Here is a 22,834-nt window from a genome sequence, read left to right on the forward strand (position 1 = left end):
CACGGCATCATGCAACTGCGCAATTCACCCTCTCGCTATGGCGTGGTCAGCATCCTCCTGCACTGGGGCGTTGCGCTGGCGGTCTTTGGCCTGTTCGGTCTTGGTCTGTGGATGGTCGGTCTCGATTATTACAGCCCTTGGCGCAAGGCAGGCCCGGACCTGCACAAGAGCATCGGCCTGGTGCTGCTGGCTGTCATGCTTGTGCGTGTGCTGTGGCGCTTCATCAGCCCACCGCCGCCGGCGCCTGCCAGCCACGGGGCATTTACCCGCCTGGCCGCCAGGTTGGGGCATTTGGCGCTGTACACAGGCCTGTTCGCGGTGATGATCGCCGGCTACCTGATCTCTACCGCCGACGGTGTCGGTATTCCGGTATTTGGCTTGTTTGAAGTACCTGCCCTTGTCAGTGACCTGCCTGATCAGGCAGACCTGGCCGGCGTTATTCATTTGTGGCTGGCGTGGGGCCTGGTGATTTTCGCCGCGCTGCATGCCCTGGCTGCCCTGAAGCACCATTACATCGACCGTGACGCGACCCTGGTTCGCATGCTGGGCCGCAAAGCTTGACTCTCAACCTCAATTGCAAGGAACTGAAAGGATGTTGAAAAAGACTTTTGCCGCTCTGGCGCTCGGTACCGCTCTGCTCAGTGCTGGTCAGGCCATGGCCGCCGAGTACAAGATCGACAAGGAAGGCCAGCACGCGTTCGTCGACTGGAAAATCAGCCACCTGGGCTACAGCTTCATTCACGGTACCTTCAAGGACTTCGACGGCAACTTCGCTTGGGATAGCGCCAAGCCTGAAGCCAGCAAGATCAGCGTCGACCTGAAAACCGCCAGCCTGTGGTCGAATCACGCCGAGCGCGACAAGCATATCGCCAGCGCTGACTTCCTGGACGTGAAGAAGTACCCGGAAGCGAAATTCGTTTCCACTGCCGTCAAATCGACCGGCGAAAAGACTGCAGACGTGACCGGTGACCTGACACTGCATGGTGTGACCAAGCCTGTGACCTTCAAGGCCACTTTCAACGGTGAGGGCAAGGACCCATGGGGCGGTGAGCGTGCTGGCTTCAACGCTACCACCACGCTGAACCTGAACGACTTCGGTATCAAGGGCCCTGGCGCAACCTCGCAGACCCTGGACCTGGACATCAGCGTCGAAGGTGTGAAGCAGAAGTGATCATTGCCTGAGCAATAAAAACGCCGCCCCATGGGGCGGCGTTTTTATTTGCCGGTAGCGTTAGCCGCCTTTGCGGGTCAGTAACGCAGGCCGCTCGCCACGTGGGCGGCTTGGCAGGTCTTCCAGTTGCTCAGGCGTTGGGAAACGGTCGAGCTTGGATTCCTTGCGGATGATCACAGGCTGGTTTTGCGGCTCTCGCGAGCTACGTACTGCCGGTTCCTGACGGGATGCGTCATCACGGCCGGCCGAACGGTTGCGGCCACCACCGTTGCTATCGCGGCGCGCATCACCTCCCTTGTTGTTGCGCGGCGGGCGTTTCTCGCCACTGGCGCTGCGCGGCTGGCCGCCGTTACGCCCTTGGCCACCACCACTGTTGCTGCCACCACTGTTGCTGCGCCCAGGGTTGGCCTGGCCTTGACCAGCGCCGGCATTGGCACCCGGGCGACGGTTGCGGCCCTGGTTCTTGGCATTCTGGTAGGGGCTGACGTAGTCGGCACGGTTACCGAAGTTGTCGATTTCGTCGTCCAGGAATTCATCCGGAGCACGGTCGGCCGGTGCCTTCGGCACACTGTTCTGGCTGGCTTGCTGTTGGCGCGGCTTCTTGTCACGCGGCTTGCGCGGCTGTTGCTGCTTGTCGGCGGGCTTTTCCTTGTCGGCAGGCTTGTCGGCGGCCTGCTGCTTGGCCTTGCCTTTATCCTTGCCCTTGTCCTTGCGGCCGCCACTGCCATCTTTGCCACCGTCACCACGGGCCTGCTGATTGCGGCCGCCGCGACCGTTGTTCTGCGGGCGTTCACGCACTTCAGGCTTCTCGGCCTCCACCTGGCTTGGGTCGAAGCCCATCAGGTCGCCATCGGCGATCTTCTGCCTGGTGACCCGCTCAATGCTCTTGAGCAGTTTTTCTTCGTCCGGCGCGACCAGGGAAATGGCCTCGCCCGAGCGGCCGGCACGGCCGGTGCGGCCGATACGGTGAACGTAGTCTTCTTCGACATTGGGCAGTTCGAAGTTGACCACATGCGGCAGTTGGTCGATGTCCAGGCCACGGGCGGCAATGTCGGTGGCGACCAGTACGCGTACGCTGTTGGCCTTGAAGTCGGCCAGTGCCTTGGTACGAGCGTTCTGGCTCTTGTTGCCGTGGATGGCCGCGGCGCTCAGGCCGTGCTTTTCCAGGTACTCGGCCAGACGGTTGGCGCCGTGCTTGGTACGGGTGAATACCAGTACCTGCTCCCAGGCGCCGAGCGTGATCAGGTGGGCCAGCAGCGCGCGCTTGTGGCTGGCGGGCAGGCGGTAGACGCGCTGCTCGATACGCTCGACGGTGGTGTTCGGTGGGGTGACCTCGATGCGCTCAGGGTTGTGCAGGAGCTTGTCGGCGAGGTCAGTGATGTCTTTGGAGAACGTCGCCGAGAACAGCAGGTTCTGCCGTTTGGCCGGCAGGCGGGCGAGGACCTTCTTGACGTCGTGGATGAAGCCCATGTCGAGCATGCGGTCGGCTTCGTCCAGGACCAGGATTTCCACGTGGGCCAGGTCGACACGGCCTTGCCCTGCCAGGTCGAGCAGACGGCCCGGGCAGGCCACCAGGACGTCGACACCCTTGGCAATGGCCTGGATTTGCGGGTTCATGCCAACGCCGCCGAAAATGCAGGCACTGACCAGCGGCAGGTCGCGAGCGTAAACCTTGAAGCTGTCGTGTACCTGAGCCGCCAGTTCGCGGGTCGGGGTCAGGACCAGCACGCGCGGTTGGCGCGGGCCGTGGCGCTGGGATTTGTCCGGGTGGCCTGCCGGGAACAGGCGCTCAAGGATCGGTAGGGCGAAACCGCCGGTTTTACCAGTACCTGTCTGTGCGGCGACCATCAGGTCGCGGCCTTGCAACACGGCGGGAATCGCCCGCTGTTGCACCGGAGTCGGCTGGGTATAGCCCGCAGCCTCGATAGCGCGGACAAGTGCCTCGGAGAGACCGAGGGAAGCAAAGGACATGGGCAATCCTGTTCTGTGGGGGCTGGGCCCGTAGGGATATTCTGCCTGGCGCGACGGGCATCGGTGAGATGCGATCGCGTCCGGTCCAGCTGGGCTTTCACTGCACATCCGGAAAACGGAGTTAGGACGCAAGGTGCGTCGGTGCCGATCGGGATGCCTGTTGCGAGGCCGAGCGTCCGGGCGTGAGCCGGGCGGGAAGGCCCGAGTATAACAGAGCTATCGCTGTGTGCTGCTTTCCTGCTGCTCAACGGTGTGAGGAAGGTGGTCAGTGCTGCCGATATAGCGTTCGATTATCGCTAGGTAAGCGGGCTCCTGCTTGAAGCGCCGCAGCCCTTCGGTAAACGCCAGCGCCAAGGCATCGCGGCCAGGTTTGCGTGCCAGCCCCAGGTATTGCGCTTGACGGCTGATGACCAGTGGCAGTTCCTCTACCTGTTGCTCCAGGCCGAGTTGGCGGCGCAGGTAGCGCCCGACCAGGCGGTCGGTAACCAGCAAATCGATGCGCCCGAGCACCAGCTTGCCAAAATTGGCTTCGTGGCTTGGCGCCGCTTCACGCCGAAAGCCTGATGCATCGTTGAACTGTGCTCCATAGGCATAGCCCGGTGAGGTGCCGACAGTCAGGTCGGTGAGGTCGCTCAGTCGGGTTATGGCATGGCGACGGCGGCTGGATTGATACAGCACGAATTCGACATCCGACATGGGCTCCAGCGGGTAGACCATGTATGCCTGGCGCGAGTCCACTTTGAAGATGTCCATGACCCCGTCGGCCTGGCCCTGTTCGATCATTGCCAGGCATCGCTTCCAAGGCATGAATTCCCACTCCAGCTCGACACCCAGGCGCCTGAACACCTCAGTGGTAACTTCGTAATCTATGCCCTTGGGCTGGCCGTTGTGCTGGTACACATAAGGCGCCCAGTCATCGGTAACCAGGCGCAGGCGTTCGGCCTGCGCCATGGGGCTCAGGCAGGCGAGCAGCAGGATGCAGAAGAAGCGGACGATGAACGGCATGAGGCGAGATTACGCGCTCGGCTTGGGTAAGGCCAGTTGCAGGCGCTGAGGCAGCACCTTCGCGGGAGTAGTACGCTCAACGCTGTGCGGACTGCAGCAGATGCGCTTCGATTTCCTTGCGTTGGGCGCCGAGCGAGAGGCGCAGGCATGGGTGGCGCAGGCACTGGCGTAATTGCTCCGGCTCCATTGGGCCATAACGCTCATTGAGATTCTGCAGTGCCTTGTCCCACCAGGCGGGTGCGCAGGCACGGTCAAATTCGTTGGGGTAGGGGTAGCTGCCATACAACAGTTCGCGGGCAAACTGGCGCTCGCGGCTGGGCAGGGTCAGGCTCATGGCCTTGTAACCCAGGCGTTGCAAGGTCGGCGGGCGCGGCAACTGGTCATTCACCAACAGCACGTCGGCCAAGGCGGCGGCGCTAAGTGGCTGGTCTGCCTGCTTGCGCAGCCAGGCCTGTATCTTGGCCCGGAACTGAGCCTTGCGGCTCCAGTAGTGATGGATGACATCGGTGCATTCAGCCAGCGCCAGCTTGCGGTAGGCGGCGACCGCCAGGCAGAACTCTTCCAGCGTATAGGCCGTGCGAACCAGTGGATGGAATTCGTCCATCATCGCGATCGAGTGGTCCAGTATCCCCGCATCTTCGGCGGTCAGGCCAATCACCCCGGAGTTGACCATAGGCATCTGGCCGTCTGCCAAGCCCCGCGCCTGGAGAATGTTCTGCAGGTTCTGGTAGAGCAGGCACTGCTGATTTGCGCCGTAGCGCCCGCCGATAGCGTTGCACAGCAGGCTGCCGGCTTTGACCCGCTGGAACAGGTTCAGCGGCGACTTGCGGAAGAATGTGTCGGTGTCGATCAGCACGGCCTGCGAATGCTGCTGGAGGACTTGGCGCAACACGACATGCTTGCTGCGGAAATGGTAGCCGTGAGGTTCGTTCCAGGCCTTGCGCGTTGCCTCATCGAGCAGATGAACGGTAACCGGCAGCTTGCCGTAGGGCTCGGGGTTGTCGGTGTAGACCTGTATATCCATGGCCTCGCCCGCAGCCGTGCCCAGGTGGGCCAGGGCGCTGACGATGCTGAAGCAGGCTTCCTGATGATAGGTGGCAGGGCCGAAGGCCAGGTAAACCAGTTGAGGGCGCTGGGGTGTGAAATGTTGCATGGCTGGCAAGACCCGTCTGAACCGGAAATGAAATAAGGCCTTAGTCTATGACTAAAGCCTTAAGCATTTCTGAATAGGATTTTACCAAATGATTTCAGCGAGGCAGCTTCAGGTTGTTCCAGATCGCCAGGCTCGCCTCTGCCTGGTTCAAGGTGTAGAAATGCAGGCCCGGTGCGCCGCCTTGCAGCAGTTGTTCGCACATGCGGGTGATGACTTCTTCACCGAAGGCCTGGATGCTGGCGGTATCGTCGGCATAAGCTTCCAGCTGCTTGCGGATCCAGCGCGGGATTTCGGCGCCGCAAGCGTCGGAGAAGCGCGCCAGCTTGCTGTAGTTGGTGATCGGCATGATGCCGGGCACTACAGGAATGTCCACGCCCAGCTTCTGTGCGCGCTCGACAAAGTAGAAATAGCTGTCGGCGTTGAAGAAGTACTGGGTGATGGCGCTGTCGGCACCGGCCTTGACCTTGTGCACGAAGTTGGCCAAGTCGGTTTCGAAGTTGCGTGCCTGCGGGTGCATTTCCGGATAGGCGGCCACTTCCAGGTGGAAGTGATCAGCGGTTTCCTGGCGGATGAACTCGACCAGGTCGCTGGCATAACGCAGTTCACCACTTGCCATGCCCATGCCCGACGGCAGGTCGCCGCGCAGGGCGACGATGCGCTTGATGCCGGCAGCCTTGTATTGGGCGAGCAGCGCGCGCAACTCGTCCTTGGTGTCGCCGACGCACGACAGGTGCGGGGCGGCAGGCACCTTCACTTCGCTTTCCAGCTGCAGCACGGTGTTCAGCGTGCGGTCGCGGGTGGAGCCACCGGCACCGTAGGTGCAGGAAAAGAAGTCCGGGTTGCAGCCAGCCAGCTGGCGGGCAACACCCATCAGCTTTTCATGACCGGCGTCGGTCTTGGTCGGGAAGAATTCGAAACTGTAGCGGCGTTCTTGTGACATCACTCGTTCCTCAAGCAGCAAGCTTCAAGCGGCAAGCTGCAAGTAAAAGCCAGATCGGTGATGGCCGATCTGGCTTGGCATCGTTCAAGATCGTGGGTGCTGGAGCTGCAAGCGGCAAGGGCACGGTCTGCCTTTTCTTGCCGCTTGCAGCTTCAAGCTTGCCGCTTAGTAGCGGTAGGCGTGCGGCTTGAACGGGCCTTCGACAGTCACGCCGATGTAGTCGGCCTGTTGCTGGGTCAGCTTGGTGACCACGCCGCCGAAGCCGCGGACCATTTCCAGGGCCACTTCTTCGTCGAGCTTCTTGGGCAGTACTTCAACGGTCAGGCGTTCGGCTTTCTTCTCGGCCGAAAGGTCAGCGAACTTCTGCTCGAACAGGAAGATCTGTGCCAGTACCTGGTTGGCGAACGAACCGTCCATGATGCGGCTTGGGTGGCCGGTGGCGTTGCCCAGGTTCACCAGGCGGCCTTCGGCCAGCAGGATCAGGTAGTCGTCGTTCTGCGGGTCGAAGTCGCCAGCGCCGGTACGGTGGATCTTGTGGACCTGCGGCTTGACCTCTTCCCATGCCCAGTGCTTGCGCATGAAGGCGGTGTCGATCTCGTTGTCGAAGTGGCCGATGTTGCAGACCACGGCGCGCTTCTTCAGGGCCTTGAGCATGTTGGCGTCGCAGACGTTGACGTTACCGGTGGTGGTGACGATCAGGTCGATCTTGCCCAGCAGGGCCTTGTCGATGCTGGCTTCGGTGCCGTCGTTGATACCGTCGATGAACGGCGAGACCAGCTCGAAGCCGTCCATGCACGCCTGCATGGCGCAGATCGGGTCAACTTCGGTGACCTTGACGATCATGCCTTCCTGGCGCAGCGACTGCGCAGAACCCTTGCCCACGTCACCGTAGCCGATCACCAGGGCCTGCTTGCCCGACAGCAGGTGGTCGGTACCGCGCTTGATGGCGTCGTTCAGGCTGTGACGGCAGCCGTATTTGTTGTCGTTCTTGCTCTTGGTGACCGAGTCGTTGACGTTGATCGCCGGGACCTTCAGCTCGCCTTTGGCCAGCATGTCCAGCAGGCGGTGCACGCCGGTGGTGGTTTCTTCGGTGACACCGTGGACGCGGTCCAGCACGGCCGGGTACTTCTTGTGCAGCAGCTCGGTCAGGTCACCGCCGTCGTCGAGGATCATGTTGGCGTCCCATGGCTGGCCATCCTTGAGGATGGTCTGCTCCAGGCACCACTCGTACTCTTCCTCGGTTTCACCTTTCCAGGCGAACACCGGGATACCGGCGGCAGCGATGGAGGCTGCGGCCTGGTCCTGAGTGGAGAAGATGTTGCAGGACGACCAGCGCACTTCGGCACCCAGGGCAACCAGGGTTTCGATCAGCACGGCAGTCTGGATGGTCATGTGGATGCAGCCCAGAATCTTCGCACCCTTGAGCGGCTGCTCGGCGAGGTACTTGCGACGCAGGCCCATCAGGGCAGGCATTTCCGATTCGGCGATGATGGTTTCGCGACGACCCCAGGCGGCCAGGGAGATGTCTGCGACTTTGAAATCGGTAAAACCTGCAGGCGTGTTTACAGCGCTCATGAGAGCCTCCATTCGTAGTGTGCGAATGGGCGCCGTTGTGCGTTGAGCGTCCGCGGGAGCGGACAACGCCCCATCCGAGCCTGACAGGATGACCCTGCTGCAGCGCCCCTCGGACAGGTGGCGGGCATGGCACCGCGGCGGGTGGCCATGTGAATCGGCGCAGATTATAGCCTTGGCGGGAGTCATCGCCCAAGGTTTTCTGTCGATTAATAGCGACGATAGTCGATGATCAATGGAGCGGCGCCGGCCGCTCTGCCATCATTACCGCACGTTAGCCAAGCAGGTCAGGAGTACAGATGAACTTTCACACCCGCAAATGGGTAAAACCCGAAGACCTCAACCCCAACGGCACACTGTTCGGCGGCAGCCTGTTGCGCTGGATCGACGAAGAGGCGGCGATCTACGCCATCGTCCAGCTGGGCAACCAGCGTGTGGTGACCAAGTACATGTCGGAGATCAACTTCGTCAGTGCCTCGCGCCAGGGCGACATCATCGAGCTGGGCATCACCGCAACCGAGTTCGGCCGCACCTCGATCACCCTCAAGTGTGAAGTGCGCAACAAGATCACCCGCAAGAGCATCCTGACTGTCGACAAGATGGTCTTCGTCAACCTGGGCGAGGATGGCCAGCCGGCGGCCCACGGGCGCACCGAGATCAAATATGTTCAGGACCAGTTTCCGGACAGCGCGGTGGAATAACGTGATGGGGCTGCTTCGCAGCCCTTTCGCCGGCAAGACGGCCCTGGGTTTTCAGGGTTGTGCGCTGACCTTGCGCACCACCCGCCCGATGCTCAAGCCCTGCACCAGGATCGACGACAGCACCACGATGTAGGTGATCGACAGCAGCAGGTCACGCTCCTCGCCCAATGGCAGCGACAGTGCCAGGGCTACCGAAACGCCACCGCGCAGGCCGCCCCAGGTCAGTACCCGCACGGTGCCTTTGGGCACGCTGCGCCAGCGGCGCAAAAGCACGATCGCCGGGGCCACGGTCAGCAGCCGCGACAGCAGCACCGCCAGCGCCAGCACGCTGCCAGCCGCCAGGTGCAGCCAGTTGAACGGCAGCAGCAACAGCTCCAGGCCGATCAGGGCGAAGAGCAGGGCGTTGAGCATGTCGTCGATCAACTCCCAGAAACCGTCCAGGTAGCGACGGGTCATGTCGTTCATCGCCAGGTTGCGCCCCAGGTTGCCGATGATCAGCCCGGCCACGACCATCGCGATCGGTGCCGAGACGTGCAGCTCGTAGCACATCGCCGAACCACCGATGACCAGCGCCAGGGTCAGCATGACCTCGACCTGATACTGCTCGACGCTTTTGATCATGCGGTAGGTGGCGTAACCGAGCAGCCCGCCAAACACCGCCCCGCCAATGGCTTCGCGGGCGAACAGGATCGCTGTGTCAGTGATGCTTGGCGTTTCACCCAGTTGAATGATGCCCAGCAGGACGGTGAACACCACCACGGCGGTGCCGTCGTTGAACAGAGACTCGCCGACGATGGTGGTCTTCAGCGGTTTGGAGGCGTTAGCGGTCCGCAGGGCCCCTAGCACAGCGATCGGGTCGGTGGGCGAGATCAGTGCACCGAACAGCAGGCAGTAGATCAGCGGCACCTGCCAGCCGAACAGCGCAAAGACCCAGTGCGACAGAAAGCCGATCACCACGGTGGCGATCAGCACGCCGAGCGTTGCCAGCAGCCCGATCGGCCAGCGGTAGCTGCGCAGATCGGTGAGGTTGACGTGCAGTGCGCCGGCGAACAGCAGAAACGCCAGCATCCAGTGCATCAGCAGGTCATTGAAGTCGATCTGGTTCATCAGCCCTTCGACGCGTTCTTCAAGGCCCGGGAAGCCGATCAGGCTAAGCCCCTGCAGCATCAGCGAGAACAGCAGTGCCGTGACCATCACGCCGATGGCGGGGGGCAGGCCGATAAAGCGGTAATTGACGTAGGTGAGGAGTGTTGTGAGGCAGATAAACGCAGCAACTAATTCAAGCATCCCAAATCCTGTAACAATGGCTTCCAAGTCGTAACCCGAATGGCTCGGGCAGTTCTTTGATGATCTGGCGAGGGTCTCGGGACACAGTTTTTGACCTGGTTGGCTGGTTTCGTTCCGCATTTGATGCAGAACCGCCTCGCGCCCATTGTCACTACCAAGGCTATATATTCAGTGGCTGATAACGTCACAAGGACCTGAAGGCGTGCTGGCAACTTCCCTGGTATTGATCGCGGCATTGCTGCACGCGACCTGGAACACCCTGATCAAATTCAGTGGCGAGCGCTTGCTGGTGATCGCCAGCATGGACTCGGTAGCCCTGGCCTTTGCCGTGCTCGCAGTGGCCTTCGTGGACCTGCCGCCTGCCGAGATCTGGCCTTGGCTGATCGCCTCGGCATTGGCCGAGCAGTTGTACCGATTCCTGCTGATCCAGGCATATCGGGTAGGCGATCTGGGGCTGGTCTATCCTCTGATGCGTGGCCTGTCACCGCTGGTGGTGCTGGGGCTGACCCTGGCGTTCGCCGGCGAGTCGCTCAGCCAGCAGCAAATCATCGGCATATTGCTGATCCCGTGTGGCATGGCGTGCCTGCTGTGGCAGGGAGGTGGGGGTGAGCGCCTGCCCTGGTCGATGCTGCCAGTGGTGGCGCTGATCGGCCTGTGCATCGGTTGCTACACCTGGTTCGACGGGCAGGCCGTGCGGTTGTGGGGTAAGCCCTGGGACTACCTGGTATGGCTGACCCTGCTCAGCGCCTGGCCGTTTCCGCTGCTGGCCTGTGTGGCACGGCGGGGGCCGTTCGTGCTGTTCTGGCGCACCCAGTGGCGCTTGGGGTTGGCAGTGGGCTTTTGCGTGTTGTTCAGCTACGCGCTGGTATTGTGGGCCATGCATCTGGGTTCGGTGGCCGAGGCGGCGGCCTTGCGCGAGCTGAGCGTCATCCTGGTGGTACTGCTGGGCATGCGCTACCTCAAAGAACCTTTTGGCGGCCCGAGACTCCTAGCTTGCGGGCTGGTACTGGCAGGCATGCTGGTGATGAAGCTCTAACCTAACGACTGAAGGAGTCCTGTCCATGACCGTTGCCCTGTGGTGCATCCTGATCGCATTGTTCCTGCCGCCGCTGTGCGCCTTGATCGCCAAGGTGAGCAGTGGCCGTTTCGGCTTGAAGGACAATCACGACCCACGCGCCTTCCTCGACACATTATCGGGCCTGCCACGGCGTGCCCATGCCGCCCAGCAGAACAGCTATGAAGCGTTTCCGGCATTTGCCGCGGCGGTGCTGGTGGCCGATATCGTGGGCAATGCCGAGCAGGTGACGCAGGACGTGCTGGGGGTCTTGTACATCACCAGTCGGCTGCTTTACATCATCTGCTATCTGGCGGACTGGGCGGCTTTGCGCTCGCTGGTGTGGTTCGCCGGGGTGGCCCTGATCGTGTCGTTCTTCGTCGTTTCGGCCTGAAGCCTGGCTGCCCTCCTCGCGTGTGAGCCGCGAGGAGGGCAGCAGCCAGTCAAAGGACTTTGGGTACTTCAGGCAGTGGCTTGCCCTTTGGCCATAGCATCCAGATCTGCCCCTGCTGCTTCATGTTCCCCGCCAGTTCGCCGGCCTCAGGCCCGGTGCCCCAGAACAGGTCCGCACGCACTTCGCCGGTAATCGCGCCACCGGTATCCTGAGCGCCCACCGGCCGAACCACCGGTGTGCCGTCCGGGCGTGTGGTGGACAGCCAAAGCAGGCTGCCCAATGGAATGACCTTGCGATCGATGGCCACGCTGTAGCCCGCGGTAAGCGGCACATTCAGCGAGCCGCGCGGGCCTTCGTTGCTGTCAGGGCGGGTGCTGAAGAATACATAGCTGGGGTTGCTCGCCAGCAATTCCGGCACACGCTGCGGATTGGCCTGAGCCCAGGCATGAATGGCGCCCATGCTCACGTCTTCCTTCTTCAACTGGCCCTGCTCGATCAGCCAGCGACCTATCGGCCGGTACGGGTGGCCGTTCTGGTCGGCGTAGCCCAAGCGCAATTGACGGCCATCTTCCAGCTTTACCCGGCCAGAGCCCTGGATCTGCAGAAACTGCAGGTCCATCGGGTCGGTCAACCACGCCAGTACCGGGGCCTTCACGCCGTCCCGGTAGATCACCTCGGCGGTGTCATAGGGCTTGAGCACGCGGCCGTCGAGGCGGCCTCGCAGGCGCTTGCCCTTCAGTTCCGGGTAAACGCTGGCCAGGTCGACCACGATCATGTCATCGGGGATGCCATACACCGGTACATTGGCCGCTTCGGTGCGTGTCAGGCTGCCGGGGTAGACCGGTTCGTAGTAGCCGGTGATCAGGCCATTGGCGTTGTTCTCGGCCGAGCGCAGGCCATAGACCTGCAATTGCGCTTGCAGGAACGTGCGCACCTGGGGCGCCTCCAGGGCAATCGGCTGTGCTGCTTCGCACGTGGCGGCCCACACCGGATCACGCTTGAGCTTTTCACAGCCAGTGCGCCAGGCGTTGAAACCCGCGACCAGGTCGCTGTCGCTGACGCTGGGCAGGTCGGCCCAAGCCGCAGGGGTGTAAGTAGCGACGGCGTGGGGTTCGGGCTTGGCGTTTTCGCCGCCGTTGCAGCCGGCCAGCAAGGCCAGGGCCGGCAGCGCCCAGGCGAGATGGCGCAGAGCAGATTTCATGGTTGAATCCTTGGAGGGCAGCAGCGGATGGCTGCCCATAGTGTTCGTAAGGGTATTGGTCTTTGCATGGCAGGCGAGGATACTGGTGGCCCTTTCCTCTGCCAATGTGACTGTGATGTTCAAATGTTTCACCGCCATACTGCTGATCAGCCTGTCCCTGGTAGCCTGCGACCGTGTCGATCCTAACTCACCCTTGGGGCAGCGCAAGGCGATCTTCAAGCAGATGCTCAAGACCAGCGAGGACATGGGTGGCATGCTGCGCGGGCGGTTGCCGTTCGATGGGGCTAAGTTTTCCGAGGGTGCGGTGAAACTCGATAGCCTGGCCCATGCGCCCTGGCAGCATTTTCCGCAGGTAAAGGATGATGGCGACAGCAGTGCGCGGCCCGAGGTCTGGGAGCGTCAGGCGCGCTTTCATGACTTGGCGCAAGCGTTGGAAGGGGTGACAGGCGAGTTGCTGGCGGTGACACGCAAGCAGCCGCTGGATGCGGCGATGCTCAAGGCACCTATGGACAAGGTCGAGGCAGCCTGCAAGGCCTGCCATACAGAGTTTCGTAATCATTGATGCGCCAGCCAATAGTTTGCGGACTGCTGGCTGGCGCGCGTGACTGAAGGCTCAGATTACTTGGTCAATTCGGCTTTGGCGTCTTCGAGTTCTGCTTTGGATTCGGCCAGTTTCTTTTCGCGCTTGGCAATTTTGCTCGCTTCGCCTTTTGCCTGCGCCTGCTTCAGGTCTGCTTCCCGCTCTTGGACTTCTGCTTCGGCTTCGCGCACTTTTTGTTCACGCTCTTCTTTCAAGCCGGCATCGGTGCAGTGCTCGGTGTTCTCCTGCAGGGCCTTCTCCAGGCCGCGGATCTCACCCGAATTATTGTGCGCCCTGGCATATTGCAGCTGGTTTTCGATGGCGCTGCGTTTGGCTGCGCAACCGGTCAAGCCAGGCGTGGGCTGAGCTGCTTGGGCGGCGGATGCGCTCAAACCGAGAACAGCCAGCATGACTACGGAAGAAACAACTTTCATGGAAGCCTCCTTGTAGGGGCATATGGCAGTAGCGCTGCGATGGTGCCCCTTCCCTAAGACCAAGTGAACCCTTCAGTGGGTAACTTCAGAAAAGTCCTACAAGCCAAGAGGAGTAGGAACTTGCTGTCAACGCTCCAGGTCTTCGACAGCTTCCTGCAACTCCTTTTTCGCCTCGGCAAGTTTGTCTTTGCGCTTGTTGATGCGCTCCGGGTCGCCCTTCTTCATGGCCTTGTCCAGGTCCTTGGTGCGCTGGTTGACCTCGTGGCGCGCCTCGAGCACCTTCTGTTCGCGCTCTTTGCGCAAGCCGGCATCGGTGCAGTTCGCGTCAACTTCGCTCAGCGCTTTTTCCAGCCCGGCCTGTTGGTTGCTGTTGTTGTGGGCCTTGGCCTGTTCGATCTGTTCAGCAATCGCTTGGCGCTTGGCTGCGCAACCGGTGAGCGCGGGTTGTTCTTTGGCGGGCTGGGCGGCGTTAGCTGAAAAAGCCAGCGTTGCCAGCACGAAAAGGGTGGAAATACGTTTCATGAAAAGCCTCTTGGACGGGGCGGGGCAGCAGAAAGTGGGGAAATCCTGCCTTGGTTTTACCGATTTATAAACCCTTGGCAGGTTTTTCCAGGCTCAGATTCGGAAATCCCCTTACAGGTCGTTGCGCATTCGCTAGTGGGATTTGGCCTCTTCAGCCATGTGAAAACCGTCGACGCCATTGTTCCCCAGATGTGTTGCAATGCGCTGTACTTCTCCCTGGGCGAAGAAGTCTGCGAGCTGCCTGGCGCGTGTTTCGCCTATGCCGGGCAAGGCTTGCCATTCGCTGGGGGAACGGCTGGCAAGCGCCGGCCAGTACTCATGCTCAGGCACGTTGCCGTGGGCAGGCACGCCAAGGCCCCTCAGCCAATGGGCGAAAGGCCTGGAGCGGGCAATGTCGAAACCGCGTTGCAGCCGCATGGCTTTGACTTCACTGATGCCCGGCACTTGTTGCAGTTGCTGGGCATCGAGCGCCAACCAGTCCGTCAGCGATGTGACCAGGCCCGCGTGCACCAGCAGCCGCCAGGTGCCCGGGCCGGCGCCTGGCATGGCCAGCCCTTGCTTGCCCCCGAGCCAGGCCAGGCGGGCGATGAACTGCTCTTCACACCCCTCGCCGGCTTGCCAGCAACTGTGAGGACCGTATCTTCCAGGTACAGGTACCGTCAGCGGTTGTCGCTCGACAGCGCGGTGGACCACCTTTTCGAAACGTGGAATGGTCAGCCCGGCTAGGCTGATCGCCACCCGGTCGCCTGGGCGAATGTCCAAGGTTTGCCAGCGGGCCATGGAGCCGAGGCTGACTTGGCTGATCCGGCGGTCGTCCAGGGTGACCGGCTGCAGCTTGAGCACTGGCGTCACCCTGCCGGTGCGGCCGATTAGAAAGTGTACGTCGCGCACCTCTGCCAGCGCCTGGGCGAAGGGGTATTTCCACGCGGCGATCCAATAGGGGGCGTTGGGCCGCCAGCGGGCGGCTGGCGGGCGGCTGTCCTGGCGCAGAATCACGCCGTCGGTGGCAAAGGGCAGCGGTGAGCGATACCAGTGCAGGCGCCAGTGGGTAGCTTGCGCGGGGGTGTCGATAGCTGTGCTGAAACGCTGACTGTCGGGGAACCCCCAGGCTGCAAGTTGTGTGAGGCGCTCGCCCTGGTTGTCAGGCCCATGCGGCCAGTCCCAGACGAACAGGCCGATGCTCGCGCCCAGTTTCGGGCCAAGCTGCTTGCGCGCCAGCATCCCGGCCACGCTACCGCGCGCATTGCTGCTGCCTGCCTCAGCTTGCACGTGCGCTTGCAGGCGTAGGTACAACTCGCCTTGCAATACGACGTCCAGCGGCTGAGGCAATTGCCGGGTGATGCTGTCGAGGTCCTTGATGTGGCGGCTCCAGTCATGCCCTTGGCGGCCATCACCGCGGCTGAGCAGCTGTACCAGCCGGCCTTGGCGATAGACCAGCGAGACCGCCACTCCGTCGACTTTCGGTTGCACCCACACGCCCTTCTTGCCGGTCATCCAGCGTGCAACGCCAGCTGCGTCAGGGAGTTTCTCGACGCCAGTGTGGGCAACGGGGTGGGCAATTGGGCCGCGTGCGCTGGCCAGTGGGCTTGGGCCTGTGGGTTCCAGGCCAAAGCACTGTTGCAGGTGTAGCAGGTGGTGTCGGGCCTGGTCGTAGAGCTCATCGGCTACGAGCGCTATACCCTGGCGGTGGTAATGGTCGTCCCAGTTGGCCAGGGTGGTGCGCAGTTGTGCAACTTCGGTTCTGGCTTGCTTGGCATCCCAGTCTGGGCAGTGGCCGGCTTGGGCGATGGATGTGTGGAGCAGCAACAGGGCGGCGAGGCGCAGGAAAGGTGACATGGCCAGCATCCTTGCGTGGCGGAGTGGAGTGTTCAGGCTAGGCAAGCGTGGGGGAGGTTGGCGGGTTCAGTTGTCAGGTGATGTGTCGAGGGGCGATACCATGGAAACTACAAAAAAGCCCCTGCCGATCACTCGGCAAGGGCTTCGATGCACCGCTGCAGGAGAAATTACAGGCCGGCAGCATCACGCAGCGACTGGGCGCGGTCGGTGCGCTCCCAGGTGAAGGTGGTGAAGGTGTCGTCGCCGACAGTCTTCTGCTGCGGGGTACGGCCGAAGTGGCCGTAGGCAGCGGTTTCCTGGTACATCGGGTGCAGCAGGTCGAGCATCTTGGTGATGGCGTACGGACGCAGGTCGAAGCACTCACGCACCAGCTGGATGATCTTGTCGTCCGAGACCTTGCCGGTACCGAAGGTGTTGATCGAGATGGAGGTCGGCTGGGCTACGCCGATGGCGTAGGACACCTGAATCTCGCAACGTTCGGCCAGGCCGGCGGCGACGATGTTCTTGGCTACGTAACGGCCGGCGTAGGCGGCGGAGCGGTCGACCTTGGACGGGTCCTTGCCGGAGAACGCGCCACCACCGTGACGGGCCATGCCGCCGTAGGAGTCGACGATGATCTTGCGGCCGGTCAGGCCACAGTCACCCACCGGGCCACCGATGATGAAGTTGCCGGTCGGGTTGATGTGGTAATGGGTGTCCTTGTGCAGCAGTTCGGCAGGCAGGGTGTGCTTGACGATCAGCTCCATCACGGCTTCCTGCAGGTCTTTTTGCGAGACTTCAGGGTTGTGCTGGGTCGACAGGACCACCGCGTCGATGCCGACTACCTTGCCGTTTTCATAGCGGCAGGTGACCTGGGACTTGGCGTCCGGGCGCAGCCAAGGCAGCAGCCCGGATTTGCGCGCTTCGGCCTGACGCTCGACCAGGCGGTGCGAGAAGCAGATCGGCGCCGGCATCAGCACGTCGGTTTCGTTGCTGGCGTAGCCGAACATCAGGCCCTGGTCACCCGCGCCCTGGTCTTCCGGCTTGGAGCGGTCGACGCCTTGGGCGATGTCCACCGACTGTTTGCCGATGATGTTCATCACGGCGCAGGTGGCGCCGTCGAAGCCGACGTCGGAGCTGTTGTAGCCGATGTCGATGATGACTTTGCGCACCAGCTCTTCCAGGTCGACCCAGGCCGACGTGGTGACTTCGCCGGCGATGATGGCGACACCGGTCTTGACCAGGGTTTCACACGCCACGCGGGCGTATTTGTCCTGGGTGATGATGGCATCCAGGACCGCATCCGAAATCTGGTCGGCGATCTTGTCCGGATGCCCTTCGGACACGGACTCGGAGGTGAAAAGGGAGTATTCGCTCATCTCGACGGGTTCCTAAAATTTACCGATGGTGTGTGTCGCCAGCCGTCCGCTGAAAATGGCGGACCTGTATCTGGAAACCGTTACGCAAGCCCACATAGAGGCTGTCCCCCGGGGCCAGCCCGGCAGCGTTGGCCCAACGGGCCAGGTCGTCCTGTTCAAAACCAAGCCAGAGATCGCCGCAGGCTTCCCGCGCCCAATCCTGATCGTGGCTGCACAGTTCGGTGACCAGCAGGCTGCCGCCTGCCTTCACCCGTTTGGCCAAAAGGCGCAGGGCCAGGGCCGGGTCGCTGAAATGGTGCAGGACCATGTTCAGCACAACGCAGTCGGCTTCCACATCCGTTGCACCCAGTGCATCGGCCAACTGCAGGTTTACATTATCCAGGCGTTCGCGTTCGCAGACCTGGCGCGCCAGCTCGAGCATGGTCGGGCTGTTGTCCAGGGCTGTGACACAGGCGAAGCGCCGGGCCAGGTCGGGCAAAAAGCCGCCGTCGCCGGGGCCGACTTCCAGCGCGCTGGCGGTCGGCTCGAAATTCAGTGTGTCGAGCAGCGCCAGCAGGCTTTCGCGGTACTGCGGCAGGCCGGCGATCAGGTCCTGCTGGGCGCGGAACTTTTCTTCCACGCGCAGGAAAAAGTCCTGGCTGGTGGCGGCGCGGCGTTGTTGCACCTGAGCGATGCGCGCCTGCACGTCCAGCGGTAGTGTCAGGTCGTCGACCTCTTCGAGCAGCGCGGTGTGCAGGCGGCCGCCCAGGCGGTGGCTGTCGGGCAGGGCCCTGCGGTAGAAAACCGCATTGCCTTCGCGGCGCGTAGCCACCAGCTCGGCCTGGGCCAAAACCTTGAGGTGATGGCTCATGCCCGACTGCCCGATGTCGAAAATCTGTGCCAGCTCCAGGACGCCGAACGAGTCGCTGGCCAGGGCGCGCAGGACATTCAGGCGCAGTTCGTCGCCACTGGCTTTGCACAGGGCTGCCAGTGTGTCGCTTCGCTGAGGGATCGGTTGCGCACGGAGGTTCATGACGCGGCAGTCTAGACAGGCATCGTTGCCCTAGCAAGACCAATATCAAAAAGTTTTGATATTGGCGATGAGCTGCAAGAAATAGAGCCTTGCGCGCACGCTTCGGCTTTCTCTTGCTGCTTAAAGCTTGCCGCTTGCCGCTTAAATGTTTGCCCCCAGCCCCCCAGTGGGGGAAAATGGCCGCCTTTTTCGTTACACCACCTATTCAAGCCCCAGGAGATAAGCGATGCCCAGCCGTCGTGAACGTGCCAACGCCATTCGTGCCCTCAGCATGGATGCCGTGCAAAAGGCCAACAGCGGCCACCCAGGTGCCCCCATGGGCATGGCGGATATCGCCGAAGTGCTTTGGCGCGACTATCTGAAGCACAACCCGAGCAACCCGAGCTTCGCCGACCGTGACCGCTTCGTGCTGTCCAACGGCCACGGCTCGATGCTGATCTACTCGTTGCTGCACCTGACCGGCTACGACGTCACCCTCGACGACCTCAAGTCGTTCCGCCAGCTGCATAGCCGTACCCCGGGCCACCCCGAGTTCGGCTACACCCCGGGTGTGGAAACCACCACCGGCCCGCTGGGCCAAGGTTTGGCCAATGCCGTGGGCTTTGCCTTGGCGGAGAAAGTGCTGGGTGCCCAGTTCAACCGCGAAGGCCACAACATCGTCGACCACAACACCTACGTGTTCCTCGGCGACGGCTGCATGATGGAAGGCATCTCCCACGAAGTCGCCTCGCTGGCCGGCACCCTGGGCCTGAACAAGCTGGTGGCCTTCTATGACGACAACGGCATTTCCATCGACGGTGAAGTGGAAGGCTGGTTCACCGACGACACCCCCAAGCGCTTCGAGGCCTACAACTGGCTGGTGATCCGCAACGTCAACGGCCACGACGCCGACGAGATCCGCACGGCTATCGAGACTGCGCGCAAGAGCGACCGTCCGACCCTGATCTGCTGCAAGACCATCATTGGTTTCGGCTCGCCCAACAAGCAGGGCAAGGAAGACTGCCACGGTGCTCCGCTGGGCAACGACGAAATCGCCCTGGCCCGCAAGGAACTGAACTGGAACCACGCTCCGTTCGAAGTTCCTGCCGACATCTACGCCGAATGGGACGCCAAAGAAGCAGGCGCCAAGGCTGAAGCCGAGTGGAACACGCGGTTCGATGCCTATGCCGCCGCCTTCCCGGAACTGGCCAGCGAACTCAAGCGCCGTCTGAGCGGTGATCTGCCAGCCGACTTCTCCGAAAAGGCCGCTGCCTACATCGCTGAAGTCGCTGCCAAGGGCGAGACCATCGCCAGCCGCAAGGCCAGCCAGAACACCCTGAATGCCTTCGGCCCACTGCTGCCGGAATTCCTTGGCGGCTCGGCCGACCTGGCCGGCTCCAACCTGACCCTGTGGAAGGGCTGCAAGGGTGTGGACGCCAACGACGCCAGCGGCAACTACGTGTTCTACGGCGTGCGCGAGTTCGGCATGACCGCGATCATGAACGGGGTTGCCCTGCACGGCGGCCTGGTGCCTTACGGCGCGACGTTCCTGATGTTCATGGAATACGCCCGTAACGCCGTGCGCATGTCCGCCCTTATGAAGCAGCGCGTCATCCATGTGTACACCCACGACTCCATCGGCCTGGGCGAAGACGGCCCGACCCACCAGCCGATCGAGCAACTGACCAGCCTGCGCAGCACGCCGAACCTGGACACCTGGCGCCCGGCCGACGCAGTCGAGTCGGCTGTGTCCTGGAAGCACGCCCTGGAGCGCAAGGACGGCCCATCGGCGCTGATCTTCTCGCGCCAGAACCTGCAGCATCAGGACCGCGACGCCCAGCAGATCGCCGATATCGCCCGCGGCGGTTACGTGCTCAAGGACTGCGCCGGCGAGCCCGAGCTGATCCTGATCGCCACCGGTTCGGAAGTGGGCCTGGCCGTTCAGGCGTTCGACAAGCTGACCGAGCAGGGCCGCAAGGTACGTGTCGTGTCGATGCCGAGCACCAGCGTGTTCGACGCACAGGATGCGGCCTACAAGCAGTCCGTACTGCCGCTGCAAGTGGGTGCTCGCATCGCCATCGAAGCGGCTCATGCCGACTTCTGGTACAAGTACGTGGGCCTCGAAGGCCGTGTCATCGGCATGACCACTTACGGTGAATCGGCTCCGGCCAGCGCACTGTTCGAGGAGTTCGGCTTCACCCTGGAGAACATCCTGGGTACTGCCGAAGAGCTGCTGGAAGACTGATGCAACCCTGGAGGGCTTGGCCCTCCATCGCGACGCAAGGCCGCTCCTGCAGTTACCGCGCAGCCTCGATGTTGGCGCGGTGCCTGTAGGAGCGGCCTTGTGTCGCGATGGGCCGCAACGCGGCCCCAACAGCCACCATGCGTTAGCGAGCCCACCAATGCCCCACCCGCGTCCCTACAAAGTTGCACTCAACGGTTACGGCCGCATCGGCCGCTGTGTCCTGCGCGCACTGTTTGAGCGTGGGGCAAAGGCTGGCTTCGAAATCGTTGCATTGAACGACCTGGCCGACCAGGCCAGTGTGGAATACCTGACACGCTTCGACTCCACTCACGGCCGATTCCCCGGCGACGTGAAGGTCGACGGCGACTGTCTGCATATCAATGGTGACTGCGTGAAGGTCATGCGCAGCGCCACCCCCGAGGGCGTCGACTGGGCCGCCCTGGACATCGACCTGGTGCTGGAGTGTTCCGGCGCCTATCACACCCGTGCCGATGGCCAGCGCTTTCTTGATGCCGGTGCGCCGCGGGTGCTGTTCTCGCAGCCCATGGCCAGCGAGGCCGATGTGGATGCGACGGTGGTCTACGGCATCAACCAGGCTTGCCTGACCGGCACCGAGCGCCTGGTGTCCAACGCCTCCTGTACCACCAACTGTGGCGTACCGCTGCTGCGGGTACTGGACCAGGCGTTCGGCATCGAGTACGTACAGATCACCACCATTCACTCGGCAATGAACGACCAGCCGGTGATCGATGCCTACCATCATGAGGATTTGCGCCGTACGCGCTCGGCTTTCCAGTCGGTGATCCCGGTGTCCACTGGCCTGGCGCGTGGTATCGAGCGCCTGCTGCCGGAACTTGCCGGGCGAATACAGGCCAAAGCGGTACGCGTGCCTACCGTCAACGTGTCGTGCCTGGACATCACCCTGCAGACCGCCCGTGACACCAGTGCGGTCGAAGTCAATCGGGTGCTGCGCGAGGCGGCGCTGGATGGCCCGCTCAAAGGCTTGCTGGCTTACACCGAATTACCCCACGCCAGCTGTGATTTCAACCATGACCCGCATTCGGCGATCGTCGATGCCAGCCAGACACGCGTCTCGGGCCCCCGCCTGGTGAACCTGCTGGCCTGGTTCGACAACGAATGGGGTTTTGCCAACCGTATGCTCGACGTTGCCGAACATTATCTGCACGTCGTCCACCCAACCCGCACCAAACAGCCCTGAAGGACTGCATTCATGACCGTGTTGAAGATGACCGACCTCGACCTGCAAGGTAAACGCGTACTGATCCGCGAAGACCTCAACGTGCCTGTGAAGGACGGTGTGGTAACCAGCGACGCGCGTATCCTGGCTGCGCTGCCGACCATCAAGCTGGCCCTGGAGAAGGGCGCGGCGGTAATGGTCTGCTCGCACCTGGGCCGCCCGACCGAAGGTGAGTTCTCGGCCGAGAACAGCCTCAAGCCGGTTGCCGACTACCTGAGCAAGGCCCTGGGCCGCGACGTTGCACTGGTCGCCGACTACCTCGATGGCATCGAGGTCAAGGCCGGTGACCTGGTGCTGTTCGAGAACGTTCGCTTCAACAAGGGCGAGAAGAAGAACGCCGACGAGCTGGCGCACAAGTACGCGGCCCTGTGCGACGTCTTCGTCATGGACGCCTTCGGCACCGCTCACCGTGCCGAAGGCTCCACCCACGGCGTCGCCAAGTTCGCCAAGGTCGCTGCGGCAGGCCCGCTGCTGGCCGCCGAGCTGGACGCCCTGGGCAAAGCCCTGAAGGCACCGGCCAAACCAATGGCGGCCATCGTTGCCGGCTCCAAGGTTTCCACCAAGCTGGACGTGCTGAACAGCCTGAGCTCGGTTTGCGACCAGTTGATCGTTGGTGGCGGCATCGCCAACACCTTCCTGGCCGCCGCCGGCCACCCGGTGGGCAAGTCGCTGTACGAGCCTGACCTGGTGGAAACCGCCAAGGCCATCGCCGCCAAGGTCAGCGTACCGCTGCCAGTCGACGTGGTGGTTGCCAAGGAGTTTGCCGAGAGCGCCGAGGCCACCGTCAAGGCCATCGCCGACGTGGCCGCCGACGACATGATCCTGGACATCGGGCCACAGACTGCGGCCAACTTCGCCGAACTGCTGAAGTCGTCGAAAACCATCCTGTGGAACGGCCCGGTCGGTGTGTTCGAGTTCGACCAGTTCGGCAACGGCACCAAGGTACTGGCCAAGGCTATCGCCGAGAGCGCTGCATTCTCCATCGCCGGCGGTGGCGATACCCTGGCAGCCATCGACAAATATGGCGTCAGCGCCGAGATCTCCTACATTTCTACCGGTGGTGGTGCATTCCTCGAGTTCGTCGAAGGCAAGGTACTGCCGGCCGTGGCGATCCTTGAAGAGCGGGCAAAAGCCTGACAATGGCGGCGCCTGGCAAAGGGA

Annotated in this window: 21 protein-coding genes and 1 riboswitch; of the genes, 9 read left to right on the plus strand and 12 right to left on the minus strand. The window is 62.4% G+C overall.

Going from position 1 to position 22,834, the window contains the following annotated elements:
* Positions 1-9: 9 nt before the first annotated feature.
* Positions 10-561, plus strand: coding sequence for a cytochrome b (locus ACMGF5_RS11215; RefSeq protein WP_046785034.1), 552 nt, complete (start codon positions 10-12; stop codon positions 559-561).
* A gap of 31 nt (positions 562-592) precedes the next feature.
* The gene (locus ACMGF5_RS11220; protein ID WP_414157785.1) at positions 593-1,171 is read left to right on the plus strand and encodes a YceI family protein; all 579 of its coding nucleotides are present in this window, start codon (positions 593-595) and stop codon (positions 1,169-1,171) included.
* Positions 1,172-1,231: 60 nt separating this feature from the next.
* On the opposite strand, the gene ACMGF5_RS11225 is transcribed toward ACMGF5_RS11220, so the two are convergent.
* From ACMGF5_RS11225 to ahcY, 5 genes are all read right to left on the minus strand, one after another.
* The gene (locus ACMGF5_RS11225; protein WP_204919451.1) at positions 1,232-3,142 is read right to left on the minus strand and encodes a DEAD/DEAH box helicase; all 1,911 of its coding nucleotides are present in this window, start codon (positions 3,140-3,142) and stop codon (positions 1,232-1,234) included.
* Positions 3,143-3,358: 216 nt separating this feature from the next.
* The gene (locus tag ACMGF5_RS11230) at positions 3,359-4,147 is read right to left on the minus strand and encodes a substrate-binding periplasmic protein (protein WP_046785036.1); all 789 of its coding nucleotides are present in this window, start codon (positions 4,145-4,147) and stop codon (positions 3,359-3,361) included.
* 76 nt (positions 4,148-4,223) lie between these two features.
* Complete coding sequence (locus ACMGF5_RS11235) at positions 4,224-5,300, minus strand: hypothetical protein (RefSeq protein ID WP_174140999.1); 1,077 nt, start codon at positions 5,298-5,300, stop codon at positions 4,224-4,226.
* A gap of 94 nt (positions 5,301-5,394) precedes the next feature.
* Entirely contained in the window at positions 5,395-6,240 is an 846-nt protein-coding gene (gene metF, locus ACMGF5_RS11240) for a methylenetetrahydrofolate reductase [NAD(P)H] (protein WP_115273425.1), read from the minus strand.
* A gap of 165 nt (positions 6,241-6,405) precedes the next feature.
* Entirely contained in the window at positions 6,406-7,815 is a 1,410-nt protein-coding gene (gene ahcY / locus ACMGF5_RS11245; protein WP_046785039.1) for an adenosylhomocysteinase, read from the minus strand.
* 20 nt (positions 7,816-7,835) lie between these two features.
* Positions 7,836-7,932: riboswitch (S-adenosyl-L-homocysteine riboswitch) on the minus strand.
* A gap of 179 nt (positions 7,933-8,111) precedes the next feature.
* Here ahcY and ACMGF5_RS11250 point away from each other — a divergent pair.
* Positions 8,112-8,513, plus strand: coding sequence for an acyl-CoA thioesterase (locus ACMGF5_RS11250; RefSeq protein WP_012312432.1), 402 nt, complete (start codon positions 8,112-8,114; stop codon positions 8,511-8,513).
* 51 nt (positions 8,514-8,564) lie between these two features.
* On the opposite strand, the gene ACMGF5_RS11255 is transcribed toward ACMGF5_RS11250, so the two are convergent.
* Complete coding sequence (locus ACMGF5_RS11255) at positions 8,565-9,800, minus strand: cation:proton antiporter (protein WP_115273426.1); 1,236 nt, start codon at positions 9,798-9,800, stop codon at positions 8,565-8,567.
* A 202-nt stretch (positions 9,801-10,002) separates the two neighbouring features.
* Between ACMGF5_RS11255 and ACMGF5_RS11260 the strand changes: the two genes are divergently transcribed.
* Both ACMGF5_RS11260 and ACMGF5_RS11265 read left to right on the plus strand, forming a co-directional pair.
* On the plus strand, positions 10,003-10,836 hold the full coding sequence (locus ACMGF5_RS11260) for an EamA family transporter (protein ID WP_115273427.1): 834 nt from the start codon (positions 10,003-10,005) through the stop codon (positions 10,834-10,836).
* A gap of 25 nt (positions 10,837-10,861) precedes the next feature.
* Entirely contained in the window at positions 10,862-11,248 is a 387-nt protein-coding gene (locus tag ACMGF5_RS11265; RefSeq protein ID WP_012312435.1) for an MAPEG family protein, read from the plus strand.
* 49 nt (positions 11,249-11,297) lie between these two features.
* On the opposite strand, the gene ACMGF5_RS11270 is transcribed toward ACMGF5_RS11265, so the two are convergent.
* The gene (locus tag ACMGF5_RS11270) at positions 11,298-12,449 is read right to left on the minus strand and encodes a murein transglycosylase A (RefSeq protein WP_046785041.1); all 1,152 of its coding nucleotides are present in this window, start codon (positions 12,447-12,449) and stop codon (positions 11,298-11,300) included.
* A gap of 115 nt (positions 12,450-12,564) precedes the next feature.
* Here ACMGF5_RS11270 and ACMGF5_RS11275 point away from each other — a divergent pair, with 115 nt between their 5' ends.
* Positions 12,565-13,011, plus strand: coding sequence for a c-type cytochrome (locus tag ACMGF5_RS11275; RefSeq protein ID WP_115273428.1), 447 nt, complete (start codon positions 12,565-12,567; stop codon positions 13,009-13,011).
* 56 nt (positions 13,012-13,067) lie between these two features.
* Here the strand turns inward: ACMGF5_RS11275 and ACMGF5_RS11280 are convergent, their stop codons facing one another.
* The 5 genes from ACMGF5_RS11280 to ACMGF5_RS11300 all read right to left on the minus strand — a co-directional run bounded on the left by ACMGF5_RS11280 (position 13,068) and on the right by ACMGF5_RS11300 (position 18,191).
* Positions 13,068-13,463: a DUF1090 domain-containing protein gene (locus ACMGF5_RS11280; protein WP_039601823.1), complete on the minus strand. Its 396-nt coding sequence runs from the start codon at positions 13,461-13,463 to the stop codon at positions 13,068-13,070.
* Between the two features lie 126 nt (positions 13,464-13,589).
* Positions 13,590-13,985, minus strand: coding sequence for a DUF1090 domain-containing protein (locus ACMGF5_RS11285; RefSeq protein WP_115273429.1), 396 nt, complete (start codon positions 13,983-13,985; stop codon positions 13,590-13,592).
* A gap of 132 nt (positions 13,986-14,117) precedes the next feature.
* Positions 14,118-15,821: an NAD-dependent DNA ligase LigB gene (gene ligB / locus ACMGF5_RS11290; protein ID WP_196997375.1), complete on the minus strand. Its 1,704-nt coding sequence runs from the start codon at positions 15,819-15,821 to the stop codon at positions 14,118-14,120.
* 167 nt (positions 15,822-15,988) lie between these two features.
* Positions 15,989-17,179 carry a methionine adenosyltransferase gene (gene metK, locus ACMGF5_RS11295; protein ID WP_046785045.1) on the minus strand — a complete coding sequence of 397 codons (1,191 nt, stop codon included), beginning with the start codon at positions 17,177-17,179 and terminating at the stop codon, positions 15,989-15,991.
* 19 nt (positions 17,180-17,198) lie between these two features.
* Complete coding sequence (locus tag ACMGF5_RS11300; RefSeq protein WP_125923472.1) at positions 17,199-18,191, minus strand: ArsR/SmtB family transcription factor; 993 nt, start codon at positions 18,189-18,191, stop codon at positions 17,199-17,201.
* Positions 18,192-18,417: 226 nt separating this feature from the next.
* Between ACMGF5_RS11300 and tkt the strand changes: the two genes are divergently transcribed.
* The 3 genes from tkt to ACMGF5_RS11315 all read left to right on the plus strand — a co-directional run bounded on the left by tkt (position 18,418) and on the right by ACMGF5_RS11315 (position 22,810).
* Positions 18,418-20,415 (plus strand): transketolase, encoded by a 1,998-nt coding sequence (tkt, locus tag ACMGF5_RS11305; protein ID WP_119688164.1) that lies wholly within the window; start codon positions 18,418-18,420, stop codon positions 20,413-20,415.
* Between the two features lie 157 nt (positions 20,416-20,572).
* A complete protein-coding gene (epd, locus tag ACMGF5_RS11310; RefSeq protein ID WP_046785048.1) occupies positions 20,573-21,634 on the plus strand; it encodes an erythrose-4-phosphate dehydrogenase in 1,062 nt (353 codons plus the stop codon).
* Between the two features lie 12 nt (positions 21,635-21,646).
* Positions 21,647-22,810, plus strand: a complete 1,164-nt coding sequence (locus ACMGF5_RS11315) for a phosphoglycerate kinase (RefSeq protein ID WP_046785049.1) — start codon at positions 21,647-21,649, stop codon at positions 22,808-22,810.
* Positions 22,811-22,834: the final 24 nt, after the last annotated feature.

Origin of the sequence: Pseudomonas sp. BNK-15 (genome assembly GCF_047456105.1) — a bacterium.
Taxonomy (GTDB): Bacteria; Pseudomonadota; Gammaproteobacteria; order Pseudomonadales; family Pseudomonadaceae; genus Aquipseudomonas; species Aquipseudomonas putida_E.